The sequence below is a fragment of the Arthrobacter sp. TJ-178 genome, from assembly GCF_058269275.1.
In genome coordinates this window covers 169748-191233 of the sequence record NZ_JBZCNK010000006.1, presented here as the reverse complement: position 1 = coordinate 191233, position 21486 = coordinate 169748, and the positions used below count along the sequence as shown (strand labels likewise).

At 63.0% G+C, this 21486-nt stretch carries 11 protein-coding genes; 3 read left to right on the top strand and 8 right to left on the bottom strand.

Annotation, left to right across the window (positions count from 1 at the left end):
- Window position 1: 1 nt before the first annotated feature.
- Genes AC4D2Q_RS16345 through AC4D2Q_RS16335 form a run of 3 tightly spaced genes read right to left on the bottom strand, consistent with a single transcriptional unit; the run spans window position 2 to window position 5498 of the window.
- A complete protein-coding gene (locus AC4D2Q_RS16345) occupies window positions 2–3313 on the bottom strand; it encodes an ATP-binding protein (RefSeq protein WP_490947502.1) in 3312 nt (1103 codons plus the stop codon).
- Window positions 3310–4050 carry a DUF4194 domain-containing protein gene (locus AC4D2Q_RS16340; RefSeq protein WP_490947501.1) on the bottom strand — a complete coding sequence of 247 codons (741 nt, stop codon included), beginning with the start codon at window positions 4048–4050 and terminating at the stop codon, window positions 3310–3312. Before AC4D2Q_RS16340 ends, AC4D2Q_RS16345 begins: the two co-directional genes overlap by 4 nt.
- Window positions 4047–5498, bottom strand: a complete 1452-nt coding sequence (locus tag AC4D2Q_RS16335; RefSeq protein ID WP_490947500.1) for a DUF3375 domain-containing protein — start codon at window positions 5496–5498, stop codon at window positions 4047–4049. The genes AC4D2Q_RS16340 and AC4D2Q_RS16335 overlap by 4 nt, the downstream gene beginning before the upstream one ends.
- Window positions 5499–6657: 1159 nt before the next feature.
- On the opposite strand from AC4D2Q_RS16335, the gene AC4D2Q_RS16330 reads away from it, so the two are divergent.
- Window positions 6658–10953: a hypothetical protein gene (locus AC4D2Q_RS16330; RefSeq protein ID WP_490947499.1), complete on the top strand. Its 4296-nt coding sequence runs from the start codon at window positions 6658–6660 to the stop codon at window positions 10951–10953.
- A gap of 192 nt (window positions 10954–11145) precedes the next feature.
- Here AC4D2Q_RS16330 and AC4D2Q_RS16325 read toward each other — a convergent pair whose 3' ends face one another.
- The 3 genes from AC4D2Q_RS16325 to AC4D2Q_RS16315 all read right to left on the bottom strand — a co-directional run bounded on the left by AC4D2Q_RS16325 (window position 11146) and on the right by AC4D2Q_RS16315 (window position 14690).
- Window positions 11146–12291, bottom strand: coding sequence for a hypothetical protein (locus tag AC4D2Q_RS16325; protein ID WP_490947498.1), 1146 nt, complete (start codon window positions 12289–12291; stop codon window positions 11146–11148).
- 534 nt (window positions 12292–12825) lie between these two features.
- Entirely contained in the window at window positions 12826–13482 is a 657-nt protein-coding gene (locus AC4D2Q_RS16320; protein ID WP_490947497.1) for a KUP/HAK/KT family potassium transporter, read from the bottom strand.
- Window positions 13389–14690 (bottom strand): KUP/HAK/KT family potassium transporter, encoded by a 1302-nt coding sequence (locus tag AC4D2Q_RS16315; RefSeq protein WP_490947496.1) that lies wholly within the window; start codon window positions 14688–14690, stop codon window positions 13389–13391. Before AC4D2Q_RS16315 ends, AC4D2Q_RS16320 begins: the two co-directional genes overlap by 94 nt.
- 764 nt (window positions 14691–15454) lie before the next feature.
- On the opposite strand from AC4D2Q_RS16315, the gene poxB reads away from it, so the two are divergent.
- Window positions 15455–17173 (top strand): ubiquinone-dependent pyruvate dehydrogenase, encoded by a 1719-nt coding sequence (poxB, locus tag AC4D2Q_RS16310; RefSeq protein WP_490947495.1) that lies wholly within the window; start codon window positions 15455–15457, stop codon window positions 17171–17173.
- Window positions 17174–17273: 100 nt separating this feature from the next.
- Here poxB and uriT read toward each other — a convergent pair whose 3' ends face one another.
- Window positions 17274–18758 (bottom strand): uridine transporter UriT, encoded by a 1485-nt coding sequence (gene uriT, locus AC4D2Q_RS16305; RefSeq protein WP_490947494.1) that lies wholly within the window; start codon window positions 18756–18758, stop codon window positions 17274–17276.
- Between the two features lie 195 nt (window positions 18759–18953).
- Window positions 18954–20069: a type I phosphomannose isomerase catalytic subunit gene (locus AC4D2Q_RS16300; RefSeq protein WP_490947493.1), complete on the bottom strand. Its 1116-nt coding sequence runs from the start codon at window positions 20067–20069 to the stop codon at window positions 18954–18956.
- Between the two features lie 296 nt (window positions 20070–20365).
- On the opposite strand from AC4D2Q_RS16300, the gene AC4D2Q_RS16295 reads away from it, so the two are divergent.
- Window positions 20366–21481, top strand: a complete 1116-nt coding sequence (locus AC4D2Q_RS16295; RefSeq protein ID WP_490947492.1) for a fatty acid desaturase family protein — start codon at window positions 20366–20368, stop codon at window positions 21479–21481.
- Window positions 21482–21486 lie beyond the last annotated feature (5 nt).

Sequence of the window (21486 nt, the reverse complement as noted above, 5' to 3'; positions counted from 1 at the left end):
CCTACCGCAGCAGGATGTCCACCGACCGGGAGTTGCCCAGCCCGCGCTCCAGCACGCCGGAGCGGTTGGTGGCGTCGTCGCGCAGGATTTCCGTGACGGAGCCCAGGAACCGGGAGAGATCCACCTTGTCCTCCGGTGCCGCGAGCAGCAGCTGGAAGCCGAACTCGTGCAGCGCATTGATGGACGCCTCGGCGAAGGACAGCGACGACTTTACGAATGCCTCGTCCATCATCACGGTGCCGTAGGTGCTGAAGCCCTGGGACACGATGCCCAGCTGGTAGGCCAGCGCGGAGGCCATGATGAACGCGGTGAACCGCTGGCCCTCACCGCCGGACATCAGCGAGGCCTGCAGGTTGGTGTAGGTGTGCCCGCTGGCGAGGCGGTGCGTGCAGGTGATGGTCACGTGCGAGCGGACATCCAGCACCTCGGCCCGCCAGCGCTTCTCATCCGGATCCTTCAGCCGGTCCACCAGTCCCTCGAGCGCGGCATACCGGGCGTCCATGTCCGCCCGATCCTGGCGTGAACCCATCATCGGCAGTGCGTTCTTCAGTTCCGTGCGGAACTTGTGCGCGGCGTCGGGCACGGTGGTGGCCACCTCAATCTCCAGGTGGCTGCCGGCGTGGTATTCCACCCGGCGCAGCACGGAGTTCAGCGGCAGCAGGCGCGAGGAAATGCTGCGGCGTTCCTCATCGAGCAGCTGCAGAAGGTCGCTGAAGCGCTCATAGGTGCGGTTGTTGAAGTATTCGCGGAACTCGGCCTCGCGCTGCGGCAGGCCCTCGGTGATGATGCCTTCGAACCGCTCTTCGTAGGCCCCGGCGGCGTCCACGGAGGTGCCGAAGTCCGAACCCCACTTGTCGCTGAACGTCTCGAAGGTCCGCTCCAGCTTCGCGCGGGTTTCCAGCAGGATCTTCTCCAGCCGGCCCTGCTCGGTGATCAGCGACCGTTCCACCTCGCCGGCGGCTTCCTTCAGTGCGGCGGCGTCGGTCAGGTCCCCAAACGGTTCAAAAAAAGCCGCCAGCGCGGTCCGCAGCCCCTCGGACAGGGCTTCGGGGGTCTTGGCCGAGAGTGCGGCGTGGCGCTCGACGGCGGCGGTCCGCTCCGTCTCGAGCCGCGCAGCTTCGGCCTTCAGTCCGCCCACCTTCTCGGTGGCCGCGGTCAGGTCCAGCTCTGCGGTGTCCAGTTCGAAGCGGATCTGCTCCAGGTCCGTGTTGGCGTCCCGGGCCGCGTCCAGCCGGTCGGTGGCCTGCTCGACGGCGGTGCGCGCCTCCTGCGCGGACAGCTCCTCCCAGCTGCGCTCGTCGTCGGCGACGCGGCGGACGGCGGCGAGCCGGCGGATCAGCTCATCCTGTTCGCGGGCGTGCTGCTTCGAGACGTTGTCCGCTTCTTCAAAGACTGCCCGCAGGGCCAGCAGTTCGCTGCCAAGTGCCGCGACGGTGTCCTTATTGTCAAAGCCCAGGACATTGTCCGAGGCCTTGGTGTGCCGGTCATCCTTTTCGGTGGTGCTGCGGTTGCGCTTGACCGCGCCGCCGAGGCTCACGCCCTTGGCGACGCCGGCCAGCCCAGCGGGATCCTCCACGCAGACGAAGTCGTAGTGTGCAGTGATTTTCCGGCGCACCCAGTCGCCCATGGCGGTGTCGCGGGTGATGAGCTTGGTGATCAGGTCATCCGGGCCCGGCTCGGTGGGACCGTCCAGGGGCACGGAGACGTCGATGCAGCGCACGTAGCCGTGCATGTCGTTTTCGCTGAGGTAGCGGGTGACCGCGGCCATGTGCTCGCCGGGAACCAGCAGGGCGGTGGCCAGGGACCGCAGGGTGCGTTCGGCGGCGGGCCGCCAGTCGGCGTGCTCGGCGGGCAGGTCGATCAGCTCCGCGGCGAAGGGCATGTCCGCTTCGTCGATGCCGGTGGCGGCGCAGATCCGGGTCCGCTGGTCCAGGGACTCCTGCCGGATGTTGGACTTGCGGCGGCGGAAGGACCCGATCTCGTTTTCCAGCTTGGCGATGGAACCCTTCAGCGCCCATGCCTCGCCGTGCGCGTTGCTGCTGCGCTCCTTTGCGGCGTCCAGCTCCTTGTTCAGGGACTTCAGCAGGTCCGCGGCGCGGCTGCGGGCGGTGACCAGCCCGGCGGGGGAGAAGTCGACGTCGATCCCGGCGGCGGCGAGCTCCTCACGGGCGGCGTTTTCCACGGCTTCGCGGGAGCGAAGCTGCGCGGCGGCGGCGGCGAGTTCGCGTTCCAGGGTGGCGATGGCTCCGCCGCCCTCTTCGCTGTACCGGGTGCTCAGGGCGTCGCGCTGGTCCTTGAGCAGCGTGCGGCGGGTTTCGGCGGCGGCCAGTTCCGCTGCGGCGTCGGATGCTGTCTTGGTGACGCGAGCGAGCGTGGTTTCGGCACCGGCCAGGGCCAGCCGCTGCCGGTAGGCGGGCAGGCCTTCGGTGGCCAAAGCCCGGTTGGTGGCCAGCGCATCGGCGGCCGCCCGGTAACGGGTGTGCAGTTCGGGAACGGACTGCAGGTGGTCGCGCTGCTGCCGGGCGCGTTCGAGCTGGCGGCGGATGCTGCGCAGGTGGCTGAAGTCCTCCACGGCTTCTTCGGCGGCGGTCAGGGTGCGCGGGGTGTCCAGCACGTGGGTGCGGAAGAAGTCATTGACGGTGCCGCCCAGGCCCTTGCCGGTCTGCAGGATGCGCAGCAGGTTGAAGGCTTTCTCATCCTCCACACCGAGGGCGTGGCGGTAGCGTTCGGCGAACATCTTGTGCGAATCAAACACGGCGGCACCGGGCAGCAGGGTTTCCAGGCTTCCCTTGGTGAAGCGGCCGCGCATGCCGGCCTGCAGGGCGTTGATGTTCAGCGGCCGGTCATGCACCACGTAGAAGCGGCCGAGGTTGTGTTCGGTGCCGGTGGCCGGCAGGTCCATGACCACGGAAAGGCTGACGGTCCGGCCGAGGCCGTTGTCGAAGGTCAGGCAGACTGCGGACCAAGTAGCGCCGGGGCGCTGGTAGGCGGTGCCGGCGCCGTCGTCGGACCCCTGGGTGCCGAGGCGACCGCGCATGTAGGAGAACGCGGTGCGCTTTTCCTCGGCGTTGGAGCCGTTGTTGTTCTGCGCGGCCTCGTTCATCTTCGGCCGGGCGTCCATGACCAGCAGCATGGCGTCGAAGACGGTGGACTTGCCCACGCCGGAGTCGCCGGTGAGCAGGGTGCCGGCGCGGTCCACCTTGATGGTGTGGGCGCCGTCGAAGGTTCCCCAGTTCACGATCTGCACGGAGGAGAGGCGGTTCTGGCCGGGATTGATCAGGTCTCCCATGGGGAGGGTGGTTTCGATGCTCATGCCGGCTCCTCGCCGTCGTTCGTGGCGGGTTCAGTGTCGGTGCCGTCAGCGTCGTCGCCGGACAGCGTGTTCATAAAGGTGACGATGTCGCCGATCTGGCTGTAGGGCAGGGCCAGCGGCAGGGCGGCGGAGATGACCCAGACGTTGTCCAGTTCGGTGGGGATCAGCAGCCGGCGGTCCTGCACGAGCTTGCGGATGGCCGCGTCCGCGGTGTCCTCCACGGATTTGGCGTCCTGCTGGAGCGGGTCAACGTAGCCCTCGAGGACCTCGAGGATGTCCTGCCGGGCGATCGTGGCCTCGTTCCCGGTGCCGGTGTGCCGGTCCAGGATCAGCCGCATGCGCAGCAGCAGCAGGGTTTCCTCGCGGGTCATTTCGCGCTGGCGCTGCAGGGCGGAGGTGTGCGGCTCGGCCATTTCCACCGGGCGCAGCAGGGCGACCTTGCGGTCCTCGTCGATCACCAGGGAGAGGAACAGTTCACTCAGCCGCACGCGCAGCTGTTCCTGGTTGTCCACCACGGTTTCGTACACGTTGTCCGAGGAGCTGGCGTCCAGGTAGGGGCCGCGCAGCAGCCGGATCAGGGCCTGGCGCAGCTTCAGCGGCAGAGTGCCGGTGTCTCCGGGGAACAGTTCCGGGCCGTCGACGAGGAGGTCGCGCGGGGCGTCCTGCTCCTCCTGGTCCTCAAGCTCCGGCTCGAATTCCTCCGGTGCCTCGGACAGTTCTGCGGTGGTCTCGCTCATTTTTCGGGGGCTTTCGCGACGGTGACGGCGGGCAGCAGCGCGGTGCGCTCGCTGCCGTCGATCTGGGTAAAGGTAACGGATTCAAGGGTCTGCGCATCGAAGCCGGCGGCGCCGCCGGCGAGCAGGGCGCGGATGCTGTTCAGGTGCCGGTGTTCGGGCGGCAGCTGCTCGAACACCTGGGCCACGGTGGCGCCGGAGCGTTTCGCGGTGGCCCGGGCGACGGCGTCGGCCAGCGCCCTCCGGTCCGCGCGCGGGGTGCGGACCGAGCGGTGGATGTCCGCCTCGGTGAACTGCGGCGGTGCGGGCAGGGTGCGCGGGGCGGCGTGGTCCTCGGGGTTGTAGACCCGGACCATGCTCAGGGATTCGAAGCCCGAACCGTGCAGCTGCGGCGCGGGTACGACGGCGGCCCGGCGGCGACCGCGCGGAGCCTTGTGGATCGCGGTTTCGGCGGCACGGATGAGCTGGCGCAGCTGCACGGACTCGCGGTACTCGTCGCTCTGTACATAGGTGTGCATGGATTCGGAGAGCCGGCCGTAGATGCGGTGGATTTCGGTGGCCTGGTCCCGCATGTCGGAAATCAGCCGGTACAGGCTCTGCCGGTCCTCGGGGCTCATGTCGTCGGCGAAGTCCCGTTCGAGGACCTCGGCGATGGCGGCGCGGAAGCGGGCCTGCTGGTCGGCGTCGTTCAGGAAGGCGGTGAAGCCCTCGTAGGTGCGGCCTTCGGCGGTGCTGCGCAGCTTCTTGTCTGCTTCGAGGATTTCGCCCATGGTCAGGCCCTTGGCGGCGTTGGATTCCACCATTTCCTGGCGCAGATCATGCAGCATCTTTTCCAGGCCGTCGCGCATCCGTTTGAAGTCGGCCGGCAGTGCGGCGGCCAGGTCCAGGATGTCGCGGGCGGCTTCGACGGCGGTGTCGTCCGGCAGCGGCGGGGGAGCCTCGCCGGATTCCAGGGCGCGGATCATTTCCTCGCGGCGGGCGACTTCTTCTTTAAGGACGGCGATGCGGGCGGCGGGGTCCGGGTTGGATTCCTGCGCGAGGTTTTCCACCCGGTCCAGCAGGGTGGCCAAGCGGGAGGAGTTCAGGGACGTTTTGTCGCTGGTGTAGCCGTCCAGGTAGGAGAGGAAGCGGGCGGAGGATTCGGTGAGTTCGTAGACGAACTTCCCGTCCGCGCGGGGCCGGGCCAGGAAGCGGCGGGCGACCCAGTCATCGGCGTAGTTGCGGCCGGTCCAGTCCTCACGCAGCTGTACGCCGTCCATGCGGAGGCGGTTCAGGAAGGTGTCCGTCATGGTGTGGAAGTCGTCCAGGGCCACGCGGGGCCGGGTGCGGGTGAAGGCTTCCCGGAAGAGGGCCAGGACCCAGGCGTTGGCGTTGGTCAGTTTCCAGCCGGGGGCCGCCTGGAGCCGCTGCAGTTCGGCCCAGCGGGCAACGGCGTTCTCGATGAAGGACATTCTGCGCTTTCCGCCCGTGCGGTGGGGGTAAAACGGGCCTCCTCGATTTTAGCCGGGTGGAGGAGTGGGGTGGGGCAGGGACTTGCGGGGCGCTGCCTTTTGACGTGAGTAACTGTTGACCATTTATATACTTTCTCGATTTACACCCGTCTATGTAAGGAGCCTGTTCATCTGAGACTGACGTCGCCTCAGATCGGCACACTGGCACCGCTATGCTTGCGCTATGGCTAGTGAGGACGAGACGCGCGCACCGCTCAATAATGCGGAGAACAAGGTGCTGGACCTACTCCTCGAGAGCGCGACCCCAGTAACGCGCACGGAAGTTGCCGCTGCCCTGAGGGTATCGCCAACGACTGCGGGAAGAGCGCTCACGGGCTTGCGGGATGCTGGTTTGGCAACATCAAAGAGATCGGAACAAGTGAACAGGTGGCAAATGGCCCCAATGTCCCCATCTGTCCGGTCGTGGCTCGAGAATGTGAAACGTGTTTCCCTCCCGCTTGCGTCAGGAGCAAGCCCCTATTCGACCGGCGGGGGCGGTACCCGACTGGAGCACGCGTACGCCGCTTGTTTGATTGCGGACTTCCTTGCAGGGGCACCGCTCCAGGAACTGGGTGAGTCACTGATCCCCGAATCGATTCGCCTACAAGCAAGTGAAATGAGCGAAGTCGACGACATTGTCATTGAAGGCCGTGACTCGCAGGGGAGGCTTCACCGTTCATCCATTGCTGTCCGTAGAGACCCCGACCTAACAACAAGCGACCAGGCGTCGGTTCCGTTGGTCCGGACCTTCTTAGCAATCGTCACGGGCAACTGGCATGAAGTGTCACGTGGGCGCTGGAAGCTTGTCCTAGCTGTATCTACGTATGCCAAGGCTGCAGGCGAGCTTTCCGAGCTTGCTGAACTGGCAAGGTCACTTCCCAGCGGTGGAGATTTAGCAAACCGTTTACTTCAGCTTGGCCGAACCAACGCTGCTATCCGTACAAGGTACTCTCACGTCAAGGAGTTGGTCACTCAGGGAGCAAAAGGTCTTCCCTCAGCCGATGGACTGAGTAGAGACGAGCTAACATGGCGGGTCCTCTCCAGTCTTAGTGTTCGGCGACTAGACCTAGAACGGACGGGCCGGACTGACCGAACCGTTGCAGTCAGGTCATTGCAACGGATGCTAGAGGCGGATGCGACTGACGAAGCTGATGCTTTGTTTTCACGCATCGAAGAACTCGTAGGGGAATGGGCTCCGCAGGCTGCAATCCTGACCCACTCGGTGATTAGGCGGCGACTCAGTGATTATCCACTGTCGAGAGCGGCCCGGTTCGAGGGCGCCTGGAAAATACTAGACCGCCTCGGCGTGCTCCTACGCGAAGCTATTATTCCCGCCTTGCATGGCGGAGGCGAGGTCCTAGAGTTAGATCGCTCGGCAGAAAAGTCGCGGCTCAAGAAAGAGATGGGGAACGTTGGGGAGCTTGCTGGGGCTCTCGTAGTCACCGGCGAGCCAGACGTTGGGAAATCGGCCTTATGTCTTCGGGTCGCTGAGGAAATGGGGAAGGAGGGCGCATCTGTTACCGCCATTAGTCTGCGAGACCTACCTTTCAACACAACTGACTTCGAAGCTCAGTTGGGAGGGTATGGCATCAATGAGGTCTTGGCGGCGGGAGAGGTGCGCGCGATCAGACTTCTCTTGGTCGACGGTGCGGAGTCCGTTCTCGAAGGTAAAGGGCCACTTTTCCAATCGATAGCAAGGGCTGCGCTTCAAGCCGGAATTGGCGTTGTTGCTGTAACACGGAGCGACGGTTCACGTCAGGTTCGCGATGCGTTGGAAAAGTCCCGCAATGCGGCAGGCTCGAGCGTCGTTGAAGAATACGCGGTAGCCTCATTGGGAGATGAGGAACGCGATGCCCTTGCGGCAACCTTTCCCGCTTTGTCTCGTTTAGCGGTTGATTCGCGAACTCGGTGGCTGCTTGGGCGGTTGGGGCTGGTCAACGTATTATTGCGCACCGGCGAGGATCTTGATCCGGCCAACTTCATGTGTGAAGCAGACGTTTTCAAAGCAGTTTGGCAAAGCACTGTTCGCAACAATGAAATCCGACTCGTCAATGGAGCGTCCCCCGATGACCGGGAACAGGCCGCGTTGCAAGTTGCCAGATGGACTCTGGGTATTCCGACCTTCCCGCAGCGCGGAACTGCAGCCGCCGAGCTCCGATCAGACGGGGTCCTCCGAATTCCGAATAATCCCGCGCTGTCTACGGGTGACGAATTCTCGACGGACCTCTTTCGGGACTTTGCCCTATGCCGGCTTTTTATCTCTGAGCGTTGGTCAAGTCTTGGTTTAGCAGGTGCGCCGCGATGGTCTATCCGAGCAGCTCGCCTCGGATGCGAGACAGAATTCATCAATTCGGGTGTCCCGGACGCTTGGACCAACCTCACCTCCGCGTTTAAGGAGATAGCTACTGCCCATGGTGACAGATGGTTGGAAGTTCCGTTCGAAGCCCTTCTGACGCTGGGGGATGCCTCGTCCGCCATTCGTCAGCTATGGGGGCCACTAATTGAAAACAATTGCTCTGCTCTTGTGACGTTGCTCCGCCTCGCCGAGGGGCGTTACGTGAATGGCTCCGTGGGCGACACGTTCGTCCTCGCCCCGCTTGTAAAGGTGATTTTCTGTGATGCCCCGGAGCTTCCTGGCAACCGGATGGTTGGGTCTCGCACAGTCAGGGAAACAGTTCAGCGCCTGGTTCTCGCGTGGTTGCGTGGAATGGCGGTTAACCGCCGCCAGCCTGATCCACTTCGCCAACACGTACGGGATTTTATACTCGACGGTGGATCGCCGAGCTACGACGGGTTCGCTGTTGAGGCGCTTGCACTTATGGGGGCCGACCTGAACGACGCAGCGATCTCGTGGCTCCGTAGGATTGCGGAAACTCGACCAGATGCCCTTAGTGCCGCCGTCGAATCAGGTTTTGTTGTTGCGAGTATGTCCGTAAATCGCCCGAAGCTACTGCTCGAATTGGCCGAAAAGTACTATATTGAGCAACCGGATCCCAATAACCCTTGGGCGATTCACGATTACCTCAGTGAAGGTATAAGGAATTTCGGCCATGGCTCGAGTGCATTCGGAGCGCCAAGTGCGGCTTGGTATTATGGTCCATTTTATAGGTTGCTCCATACTGTGCCATTGGAGACAGTAAAATTCATCAATAAAATGCTGGATCACGCGGCTACTCATCGGGTCGCGCAGCTAAACAGTCTTCATTCCTCTGAACCGGAAACCCTCGACGGTGCTCGCCTTAGTCTCTTGGGGATGGAAGATCGGCTATACATAGGTGATAGTCACGTCTGGTCGTGGTATCGCGGGACAACGGTTGGGCCGTATCCGTGCATGAGCGCACTTCTTGCCCTAGAGAAGTTTGCCGACTATTTACTGGAAGATGTGCAAGTTCCAGCGCGTTCCATCTTGGATTTGTTATTGCGTGATTGCCAGAACCTAGCTATACCGGGACTTCTTGTGGGGTTCCTGACTCGTCATCCAGACGAAGTCGAGGACCTCTTAGATTCATTTTTGGTTCACCCTAGAATCTGGCACTTGGAAACAAATAGGGTGACCGCTGAGCATTTTAGCGTGCGCGATCCAGATGCGGATAAACTGACTGGAGGTGACAAACGGGGAAGTACGCCGCACCACACCGTAGCAGCGATGGTCGTGACGGCGCGGGTTAATGGGAATCGAGCCCGTCTAACAGAGCTGGAAAGTATTGCATTCAGGCTCGTGGAAAATTCAAAGACTGGGCCCGTCGAGGCCAGTGAAGACGTCGAGTATCACGCCATGATCGAGGGCTGGGCTGCCCTGTTCCACTCCGATAACTATCAAGCAAGCGGCACGAAGAATGGTGTGTTGATCCAGTTCGAACGCCCCGCGAAAATTGAGGAGGTACTGGCTCCGAAGAATCAAGAGTTCGAAGTTATCAACGAGTTGTACCGTCTCCAGAACCGCTATGGGTGGCACAACGCCGAACCCGATACATGGCCTCATGATGAAATTCTCGAGGACCTAGCGATCGCCCGTGGAATGGAACATGACGCGGTTATGCCCGAAGATTTACATTGGTCAGAGAACCCCCTGACTGCTGTCGCGGCGGCTGCTCTGAGAGCACATGCTCTCGGGCACGTTGTCTTGGATAAGTCGAACCTCGTTTGGGCCGCAGGAGCCGTTCTTTTAGCTGCTGAAAAACCCCGCGCCGATGAGGTGGGTTCTGGAGGATCCGTATTCCCGATTGATGCGAATAGGGCGGCTGCGGCAGCCCTGCCGCTCCTGCTTCTTGCACCCTTCGACCACTTAAATCTGGACCTGGAACGGATTAAGAAGGGCATGCAGTATCTTTCAAGGAATCGCCAGGAGGAGGTCCGTGCGACGTTTGTCAAAGGTTGTGAACCTGTCTGGAGCGCTGCCTGCGAAATTGAAGAGGGTGCGAACCTATGCCTCCGCCATCAACCAGCGTGGGACGCCGCAACGGCTAGTTTGACTGACTGTAGATTGGGTGCTTGGAACCAACAGTCTCAGAAGCGGGACACGACACCGCTATCACCACCATTCCATGAATCGCTATTGGATGTCGGCGGTGATGACCTTCGTGTCGAGTACCTACGTACTCCGTTGGCGTGCATGGTGGATGCCCGGCAGGTCGAGTGTCTACGGCAATCTGTCGACGACCTTTGGGTGCCACTCTGGAATGCACACGGTCGAAGTATCAGTCACCGATGGACGGGACGTTACGACGGTCAGGCCCATGTCACCCACGGGCCCATAGCGCGACGGATGATTGTGACCGCGTTGGCTGGAGACCAAGCTCCTGCGAAGTCTCATATAGAGATGCTGGCCGCGGACTCCAACGCGTTGCATCTTCTCTTCGACGGATTTGCGTCCATCTTCACCTACGACGATGAGCTTCGAAGCCGCATGGCTAGCTTCTGGCCATGGGTATTGAAGACGGCCCTTGATGCTCTTGGTGATGCAACGGAGCTGCGGTCACAGCACCAGTGGTTTGATTCCATGGCGGCTGCCCTTCTCCCCACGCCGAGTCCCAAGGCGGCTGACCCTGACTTCGACGGAACGTTTGCGCGATGCCGTGAGAATTGGCTGCAGCCAGGAGACCTCGGGGCATTGGCCGATCGTTGGCTGGTTTTAGCGCGCGGGCAAGCTAAGGCCGTAGACGCGGTGATTAAATTCGCGAAGGGTGCACCCTTGGAGTGGCAAGCGACGGTGGGTCTGACATGGGTTGAAGAGCTCATTGACGGACGCTTTAGTCAGGTAGCGAACAGGCTTTGGCTCGCTGAGGAGTGGCTTATAAGTCTGCGCAGTTCCGGCAGGATGACAGGAGCAGACAGGACTCGCTACCACAGAATCGTCGACGGGCTGGCTGCTGCAGGCGATCGTGCCGCGGTTACGCTTCAGCAGTTAGACGAGTAACCCTGTGACTGCGTCCGGTCTTCCTCGATCCGAGGGTGTGGATGCCCTTATACCGGTCGAGGATGAACTGCGCGCTCCCGGCAGGTCCGAGCGGGATGAAGGGCACCCCCACCAGGGGCACGACGGCGAGCCGTCCCGGTGTGGCGGCTCGTGGCGGCCGGCCTGGCCGAGTTCATCGTCGAACAACATCCCCTAGTAGAAAGTGACTACCTCGCTAGTATGTGTCTCCGCCTGATACTTCAAACCCACCTGGTACCGCCTGACTTGGCCCGTAGCTGTTGGAAACTCGACTTGCACGCTATACATAAAAGCGTCAAGCTGCGGGGTCGGCACCCCGTTTCGTGCGCCTGCCCGGAATCGCAAGTTGTAAATCAGCCCGGTTGAAAACTTCTCCTTAATCGCAATTGCGAGGTCGTCCTTCGTCAATCCATTGAGGAGCGCTTGATCGAGCGAAGTCCCGTGGTTGTTTCTAAGGTATTCAACTCGGCGCTCGTTTATAGTCACGAGCGTACTTGCGACAGGACGCCGTCTGCCCGATAGTGCCGTCAAAGCGATTGAGCTGTCATCTGCGGCCCACTCTGGGATGCCGTTATCGATGCGATGGGATAGGAGGAGTTGGTAAGTCTCGTCATCCACACCAACGACTCGGAAGCCACTCTCCTCGAAGGGGTAACCAGGCAGATTCGCTGTTCCTTCGTCGTCTGTGGAAGTGATGATTGCATCCCCTATCCTCAGGGCTACTTGAGGCAGGTAGAGCCCAAGCTTGAGAGTGTTCCATGTGGAGCAGTCAACGTGGCCGAGATACCCCTTGCTTCTTTTGGTGAGGGCGTCGTGCATGTTCCCGAGCTGACCGGACGACAAGTTATTCATGTACACAACGTAGTAGAGGTTTTGTGGCAAGCGGGCGAAATTAGTGGGGCCTACCAGGCGCTTCTCGAATACATTCCATACGATTTCGTCGCGGAGTTTCAAAATATCTCCTGCTCTGACTGCGACCTTCGAAGGTCCATGGGCTTTGAGGATGGGAATCCACTCGGCTGCATACGAATAGCCATAAAGGTGCCTACTAGCGGCCTGTGTTGAATCGAAGATGAAAGCTGCTTCGTGTCGTTGGGAATTTGGCACTAGCGCATTGCTCAGTTGGGCATACTCGATATCGGAATTCTTTAAGTTAGCTACTAGCTGTCGGTAGGTTCCATGAATAAGATTGCCGATTACCTCTGGTTTGAGATCGAAGTATTCTGCGGTAGCGGATAATCCAATATATGTATAATTATTCACACAATAAATCAAAAACGGGTCAAATGTCGAGGCGATGCTCTGGGAGTCGAATTCCATCCTTGCATACTGACACACTAAGACCTCGAATCGGGTCTAGATTGACGCCAAAATATGCATTTGTTGTCTCGTTGGTCCTCTAATTCATCCCGTCGGACGGCGGAGTCAGTCCCGAGTAGTCATCAACCGGATGAAGTGGTGCGTCAACATTCTTATGCGTCATAGCGACTACTTCATCCATTGGTGGTGATACGACTCCGGCAGGGAGCTTAAATTTCTCTGGGCAAGCGATCCTGGCGGGCGCCGGCGTCGAGGGGCATGCGAGGAAGTCCTCGCCCTCGCCGACGCACTGGGGCGCCGATCGTGCTGGCAAGGAATTCGTCGAGCACGACAACCTGTTCGACGTCGGGACCTGGACTTCACCGCCGCCGCGGAGCGGACCCTGGCCAGTTACGAGTGGCCGGGGAACGTCGACGAGCATCTCCATCGGCTCCGAAACAGCTCCAGTGCGACGGATGGATGTGGTCAGCGCGTAGACCCGCGCGACCACATTCCGATCTTCCAGTCTGTAAGGCAGGCACCGGCAGGGGTGCATCAAAGCGAGACTTCCCGCCCGATGATCACCGTCTGGCTGGGTGGCAGCTGTGCATGCGCAGACCAGGGCTGCTCCCTGCGCTGGAGGGCGATAAAGAGCCGTTGCTGCCAATAGGGCAGGGTCGATCCGCGGCTCGGCACAGCGGTTTCGGTGGAGAGCACGAAGGTAGCCTCCGCCACCTGCGACACAGTGAAGGCGCTGCCGGGGCGGTCCGCGGCTGAAAGAAGCGCATCGAAAACCCGCAGCGGCTCCCGGTAGCCGAACTCCACGTCGACAGCCGTTACCCCGTCCGTGAGCCGATGGATCTCCGTGGTGCGCCCGTACGGCGTGCCGGCAATCCGGACCGACATCAGGATCACGCGGTCGGAGAGAATTCGGTAGCGGTCGAGCATGGTGGTGAGGGAGGCAGGCACGGAGCCGGGATGCGCCGTGAGGTAGACGGACGTCCCGGGAACCCGCGGCGCGGCGTCGAGCCGGTCCAGAATGTCGGCGATCTCCGGTTCAGCTTGCCGCCGGGCCGCGGTAACCTCGCTGTCCGCGCGCCGCCAGGTGATCATGACTGCTACCAGGGCTGCGGCCACACCCAGCGGTATCCACCCTCCGCTCGACACCTTGACAAGGTTGGCGATGAACAGCCCCGGAATGAGGATGAGCATTGCGCCACGGTCAGCCCCGGCACGCTGAGGAGCCGGCGGCGTAGGTGCAGCAACAGCAGGAGCAGGGTGATGGTCATGCTCATGGTGAGGGTGACGGCGATCCCGTAGGCAGATGCGAGTTTCTCCGAGCTACGGAAAGTGATCACCAGGGTCGTGACGGCTACTGCCAGGAGCAGGTTCACCCCGGGGAGGTAAATCTGGCCGCGCTCAGAAGCCGAGGTGTGGATGACCCTGAACCGCGGCAGCAGATCCAGCTGCGAAGCCTGCTGGACCATGCTGAAGGCCCCCGAGATCACCGCCTGGGACGCGATGACCGTAGCCGCGGTGGCAAGGACCACCGTGGGGATGGCAGCCCCGCCGGGGACGGTGGCGAAAAATGCGCCGCCTGCGTCGGCGGGTTTCCGCAGAACCGACGCCGCCTGGCCGAGGTAGGTAATGACCAGGCTCGGGAACACGACGGCGAGCCAGGCCCGGGTGATAGCGCGTCGTCCGAAGTGGCCCATATCCGCGAACGGTGCTTCGGCGCCCGTGACCGCGAGCACCACCCCGCCGAGGGTGAGGAACGCGGCCCGCGGGTCGGCAATCACCAGCAGCACGATCCAGTGCGGCGAAAGCGAGAGGATCACGCCGGGTGTCTGCGCCAGGGAGATGAGCCCGAAGACGGCGGCAGCCACGAACCAGAGCAACATCACCGGCCCGAAGACGCCGCCGATGCGGGCCGTGCCGAAGCGTTGTGCGAGGAAGAGACCGAACAGCACAGTGAGAGTTATCGGGACGACGAGGGCGGTGAGTCCCGGTGTCACCGTCTCGAGCCCCTCGACCGCCGACAAAACCGAGATGGCCGGCGTGATCAGGCTGTCACCGAGGAACATTGCCGCACCGATGACCGCAAGGACCGTGGCGGCCGACCGCAGACGGATCGACGGCCGTGCCCGCCGCAGGAGCGCGAGCAACGCCAGCAATCCGCCTTCCCCCTCGTTATCGAAGCGCAGCAGGATCCCCACATACAGCACGGTGACGACGAGCGTGATCGCCCAGATCACCATCGACGTCGTACCGTAGACAACCACCTGGTCCACCTGATCGTGGGCGAGTTCAAATGAGGTGCTCAGCGCGTAGAGCGGACTGGTGCCGATGTCGCCGAAAACGACACCGAGCTCGGCGAGAGAAGCCAGTGGTGCGGCGGTTTCCCCTGCCCTTGCCACCATTGGGCTCCTAGGCCTTGTCTTCGGGCGGTCGGATTTGACCGCAAGTGGCTTGAGATCCGGCGCCGGCAGGGGTAGCTGAGAGCCAGAACAGTACTGCTCGGGGCTGATTGGAACGGCCGGTTTGCGCCGGATACGATGGATAAAGAGTTGGACCACGATGTCTCGAGGAACCTTGAAGAGATGCCTTGTACCAATATTTCTCTCTATAAGGCGAAAGCACGCGCAAACAAGACTCGGTGGCGCGTGAACATTTAGCCCGCGCAGACTCCCGCCCGGTGCACTTGTTTCCTCCCTCCGGGCGGGCACCCCCAGCCGCGAGAGAAAAGGAGGCCCGCCCACGGCAGACACGCGAGACAGACTCACAAAGATTAGGCACCGCGCCGCGCTAGACCAGTACCGCGATAACCCGCAGGCCGCCGCGGACATTGACTGGCTACTTGACCTGGTTCACATCCTTGAGCTTGAGGTTGAGGCCGTTGCCCTAGCCGCGCTTGACCCAGACAACTAGATCTCCCACCCCCGGACCCATCCACGGGCCCGGGGGTTATCTGCACGCCCTGCGCGGGGCCCAGGAGGGCAGGGCAGCCGCGCGCAGGCATCAGCCCGGATTCATCCGCGGATGAGGACGAAGCCTGATCCGGCCGGCCGGCAGGTTTCGCAGACGCTTAAGCCGCGGCGTCGTGTGAAGCCTCACCTCTTTCACGGCCCGATCCCCGGTGCATAGACTGAAGGAGCCGTCTGAACGCACCAAACAGAGGAACAGTATGCCCACGATCGCCGAAACTGTCGTCCACAACCTCGCCGCCAATGGGGTCCAGCGGATCTGGGGAGTTCCGGGCGACTCCCTGAACGCGGTCACCGAGGCCATCCGACGGGAGAAGGGCATCGAATGGATGCTGACCCGGCATGAGGAGGAGGCCGCGTTCGCTGCTGCCGGCGAGGCGGCGCTGACGGGCGAGCTCGCGGTCTGTGCAGGCAGCTGCGGTCCCGGCAACATGCACCTGATCAACGGGCTCTACGACGCGCACCGCAGCCGGGTTCCCGTGCTCGCAATTGCCTCCCACATCCCGAGCGACGAGATCGGCAGCCAGTACTTCCAGGAGACCCGCCCCACCGAACTGTTCCGCGACTGCACGGTCTTCTGCGAAATGGTCCTGAGCCCCGACCAGATGCCGCGGCTGCTGGAGATCGCCATGCGCACGGCCATCGAAAAGCGGGGCGTCGCCGTGCTCGTGATGGCCGGCGACACCGCGCTGGAAGACGCTGCGGACGAGCGCGTCTTCACGGTCCGCCGCAGCGACCCGGTCACCGTGCCCTCCCCGGCGGAGCTGCAGGAAGCCGCCGCCACGCTGAACTCCTGCGAAAAGGTCACCATCCTCGCAGGCGCGGGCGTGGAGGGCGCACGCGACGAGGTCCTCGCCCTCGCCGATGCCTTGGGTGCACCGATCGTGCATGCCCTTCGCGGCAAGGAATTCATTGAGCATGACAACCCGTTCGACGTCGGCATGACCGGGCTCCTGGGCTTCGCGTCCGGTTACCGGGCGATGGAGGACTGCGACACACTGCTGATGCTCGGCACGGACTTCCCGTACCAGCAGTTCTTCCCGAAGAACGCGAAGATCCTGCAGGTGGACATCCGGGGCGAGCAGCTCGGCCGACGCACACCGCTCACCCAGGGCATGGTGGGCGGGGTGCGCGAGACGGCGGAGGCGCTGCTGCCGCTGCTGGAGCGCAAGTCCAACCGCACCCACCTCGAGAAGTCGCTGGACCACTACCGCCGCACCCGGAAGCAGCTCGACGACCTGGAGAAGCAGGGCTCGGGCGCCATCCATCCGCAGCATCTGGCCCACCTGATCGACGAGCTCGCCGACGACGACGCCGTCTTCCTGCCCGACGTCGGCACCCCGGTCATCTGGGCATCCCGGCACCTGCACATCGGCGCGCGACGGCGCCTGATCGGCTCCTTCTGGCACGGCACCATGGCGGCGGCCACCCCGCTCGGCCTGGGTGCCCAGGCGGTGGACCGGAACCGGCAGGTGGTGATCCTGGCGGGCGACGGCGGCCTGGCGATGATGCTCGGCGAGCTGCTGACGGCGGTGCAGCACAATCTGCCGATCAAGATTGTGGTGTTCGACAACGCCGCGCTCAGCTTCGTTGAGGTGGAGATGAAGGCCGCAGGCATCGTCAACTTCGGCACCGGGCTCGAGAACCCTGACTTCGGCGCGGTGGCGCAGGCGGTGGGGATGCACGGCGAAAGCGTGACGCGTCCGGAAGACCTCGAGGGTGCCCTGCGCCGGGCGTTCGCGTACGACGGCCCCGCGCTCGTCTCAGTTGCGGTGGAGCGGCAGGAGCTCTCCATTCCGCCGAAGATCGACGCGAAGCAGGCCACGGGCTTTGCGGTTTACGCGATGCGCACGGTGCTCGCCGGTAACGGCCGAGAGCTCATCGACCTGGCAAAGGCCAACGCGCGCCAGCTGCTGTGAGCCCTTCGCCGGGGCAGGCGAGGTCCTTCTCGTCAGCTGGACCTCAGCGGGTGCTGACGCTCCGCTGAGGTCCGGGGCAGTTATTCTCCCGGGCCGTGTCTTAGCCGCGGGGTGAAGCTGCGTAGGCCGGTTCGGCTTCGGCATCGGCCCGGGTCCCGTCGGCCTCCGCCGGGGCGTCAATGACGGTTTGAGCGTGGACCGGCTTGGGGATCAGGAAGGAAGCGCCCAGGGCCAGGACCAGGATGACCAGGCCCGCGACGATACCGCCGGTGTAGCCTTCAGTGCCGGAACCGTCCGCGACCGTGGTTGCGGTTTTGACGGCGTAGATCACGGCGAAACTGAGGCCTGCGCCCAGATTGAAAGCTCCGGCGTTCAGGCCCGGCAGGAAGCCGGGGTTCTCCTTGGGGGAGAGCATGACGCCCAACCCGCTGAGCATCACGTTGCCGATGCCGGCGTACGTGATGCCAACAAGAATGGAAACGGCCAGCAGGCCCACTCGGGAATCGCTGCCGATAACCGGAAGCATCAGCGCCAGGGCGACAACGGATCCGATGGTGCCGATCCGCAGGACCTTGGCGTAGCCCCAACTGCCCGCCAGACGGCCAGCGAAAGGACCAATGAGCAGGCCGGCGAGGGCGTACGGAGTGATGGTCCACCAGGCGGACGCCTCCGCGCCCATCCCGAAGCCCACCACGCCGTCCTGCGCGAGAGCGGGAAGGATGCCGTTCATCACCGCGAAAACGCCGGTCATGGTCAGCAAAGTGGTCAGCAGCAGCGCCCAGGTGGAGCGCTGCTTCAGCAGATAGGTGGCGATCAGGGGGTGGTCGGTGCGGTTCTCCACCTTCCAGAAGGCGGTGAAGGCGACGACGGCGACGACCATCAGGCCGGCGATCAGCGGCCAGTTGGCCTCGGCCAGCTTGCCGGCTTCGTTGAACGCGGTCAGCAGGGTGCCCACGGAGATAACCAGGGGAACCACTCCCACCCAGTCCATCTTTTCCTTGACCACCGCAATGGATTCCGGCACCGCACAGATGACCAGTGCGGATGCGATGGCGCCCACAAGTGCCATGACCCAGAAGACCGAGGCGAACCCGTGATTCTGTGCCAGGTAGCCGCCGGCGATGGCGTCGACGCCGGCAATGCCGCCGTTTACCGCGGTGAGAACGCCCAGCAGCGTGCCGTACCGCTTTGGCTCCCGGACCTCCACGCGCAGCATGATCAGCGACAGGGCAACCGTCGGTCCGGAAACGCCTTGGAGCAGGCGGGCGAGGAACAGCACTTCAATACTGGGCGCCAGCGCTGCAGCCACTGAGCCGATGGTCAGGACCACGATCATCCCGCCCAGGACCTTTTTGCGGCCGATGATGTCACCCAGCCGCGGCAGGAACAGGGAGAACAATGCTGCAGAGGTGAAGAACGCGGTCTGGGTCAGGGCCACGGCTGCAGAGGTGGCGTTCAGCTCCTCCTCCACGGTGACAAGTGCGGGGGAAAGCATGGAAGCGTTCAGCTGGAACGCCATGCAGGCGGCAAGCAGCGCCGTCATCAATGCGGTGACATTGACGCGGCGCTGGGTTGTTTCACTCACGGGTGTATTTCACCAATTCATACGAAGGCGCCCATGGCCCCAGTCTGTCGCAACAGGAAGGCCTCGGAGGGAATGGACGCTTGGTTAACCATAATATCGTCCATTGGAGGCCGCTGATTCGAGGCTTCGGGCCAGTGCTCCGAGCGCCTTCTGCGGGGCCGCGGGCTGGGACGGACCCCGTTGCGGGGATCGCAGCTAGTGCGTTGAGGCCACGAAGATCTGGGCCGGACCCGTGAACGTGGCCGTCACCGGATCCCCGGCGTAAAGGAGCTTCGCTCCGGGCTCCAGGGCCGTTGTGACCTCATCCACGGTGATGCCGGCGGGTTCCATCGCGGCCAGCACTACGCTGAACGGCCCCACGCGGACCGGCTTTGGATCATCGCCCACAACTACCCGCCGCAGGTCCAGGTCTTCGCTCCAGAGCGGAATGCGCTGCTCGCCGTCGCCGTCACCGAGCACGGGCAGGGGGGAAGGCTGCGGCTGCCCGTTGCCCGTCAGGAGTTGGAGTTCGGCAAGGTCCACGTACCTGTCGGCGAATCCGGCCTGCAGCGCATTATCGGACATGCCCATCACCAGCACGGCCTGGCCGGACAGATAGGTATGCAGGCATCCCGGAGGTATCACGGCTGCCCGCCCGGGATCGAGCTGGATGAGCTTCATGCAGACGGCCAGCAGGATGCCCCGGTCGTTTGGGAAAAGCTGCTGCAGACGGCGGACGACGGCGGCGGCTTCGGCGGCCGGTCCTTCAACCTGCCGGACCCGATCCACGGCATCGGCTGTTTCCCGCAGCGCAGCCGTGGTTTCCTCAGGCGTCATGCGCAGTACGGAGTGGGTGGCGGTCTCATGGCGGAAGCGGAGGTAGGAACGCAGCCAGGGCAGGTCCAGCCCGGAAGCGATGGCCTGAAGCTCCTCCGGGTACCGTTCCCCGGCAAGCACGCGCAGCGGCGTGAGGGCTACGGCGACCTCGCACTTCGGGTTGCGGTCCTTGTAATTGCGGTTTGCGGCGCCCATGGGCACGCCCCGGGCCTGTTCCCGCACGAAACCCTCCAGCGCCTGCTGCCAATGCGGATGCAGCATGATCGGCGGCGGAACATCGGCATCCAAGACTCTGAGGAGGAAAGGAAACGGAGATCCGGTTTCGGCTTCCGGATGGGGGACCGCGAACGCCCGGTCCCCGGCAAACCGCTCCAGCGTTTGCCGGTACGTCGCGGGATCCCAGTCAACGAGCAGTCCGCGGGAGGGCAGCGGCGAAGGACGGCCAGCGGTTGCTGCCGAGCTTGAGAAGGCGGAATCAGTATGTGCAAGAGTCACTTACATCACCAGATAGGACAAACGAAGCCATGGGGAGGGTCGGAGTTTTCGACATGCACACGACCACTTCCTGTTAAATTGTAGGCAACTCGGCGCTTCCTCTCACTGTGATCTTTCATGCATGCTTTCAAACCGGCCGACGGCGGCTTCCGCCGCGGCTGCCGACGCCGCGGGAACGGTGATGCCAGGCCAGTGCCGGTAGCTCATATAAGATAAGTACACTTAGCTTCGACCGGCCATCCGCCGAGTTGTGGTTAATATGACACGGAGTTTGTCCGCCGATATGAGAGTGAATTATGGAAGACACCCTGATGACGGGTACCAGTGTGGATTCGAGCGCGGATGGCAAACGCCGGTCACCCGGCCCGGCCCGCCAGCGGCATCTCAGCGACTTCACGGCCTTGACCCGGCAGGTCCAGGACGCCGGCTATATGCGGCGGAACTACGGCTATTACTGGACCAAACTGATCGGACTCACCCTGACTGGCCTGGTGCTTGCCGCGGCTTTCATTTTGGTGGGGGACACGTGGTGGCAGATGGTGACCGCGGTGGTGCTGGCCTTGTTGATGACGCAGATCGCGTTCCTGGGGCACGATGCAGCGCATCGGCAGATCTTTGTGTCGCCGAAGTGGAATGAATGGGTCTCACTGATCGTCGTCAATCTCTTTGCCGGCATGGGTCTTGGCTGGTGGAATGCAAAACACAGCAAGCATCATGCCGCACCGAACAAAATCGGCACGGATCCGGACATCGCTCCCGGCGTCCTGGCCTTTACCCCCGAGGCAGCCGAAGCGCGCACGAACCGTTTGACGCGCTGGCTTGCCACCAAGCAGGGGTACTTTTTCTTCCCGCTGCTCCTGCTCGAAGGAGTCAACCTGCATGTGCAGGGCATCAAGCGAGTACTGGGCAAGGGCCGGATCAAGCGGCGGTGGGTGGAACTTAGCTTCATCGCTGTGCGCCTGGTCAGTTATGCGGTGCTGGTCTTCATGGTTCTTTCACCGGGCAAGGGTGCAGCGTTCATCGGCGTCCAGCTCGCCGTCTTCGGGCTGTACATGGGCATCTCCTTCGCCCCGAACCACATCGGCATGCCGATCGCGCCCAAGGACGCGGGCATCGATTTCCTGCGGCGTCAGGTATTGATGAGCCGCAACATCACCGGCGGCCGGTGGGTGGATACCTTTATGGGAGGACTGAACTTCCAGGTTGAGCACCACCTGTTCCCCTCCATGTCCCGCCCGAATCTGCGCAAAGTCGCCCCGCTGGTCCGCCAGCACTGTGAGCAGCTGGGGGTGCGGTACACCGAAACCGCGTTGGGGCAATCCCTGCGGGACGTCACCACCTATATCAACAGGGTGGGCCGCGGCGGGGTCGATACGTGGGCTTGCCCGCTGGCCAGCACGCACCGCGTCTAAGGAAC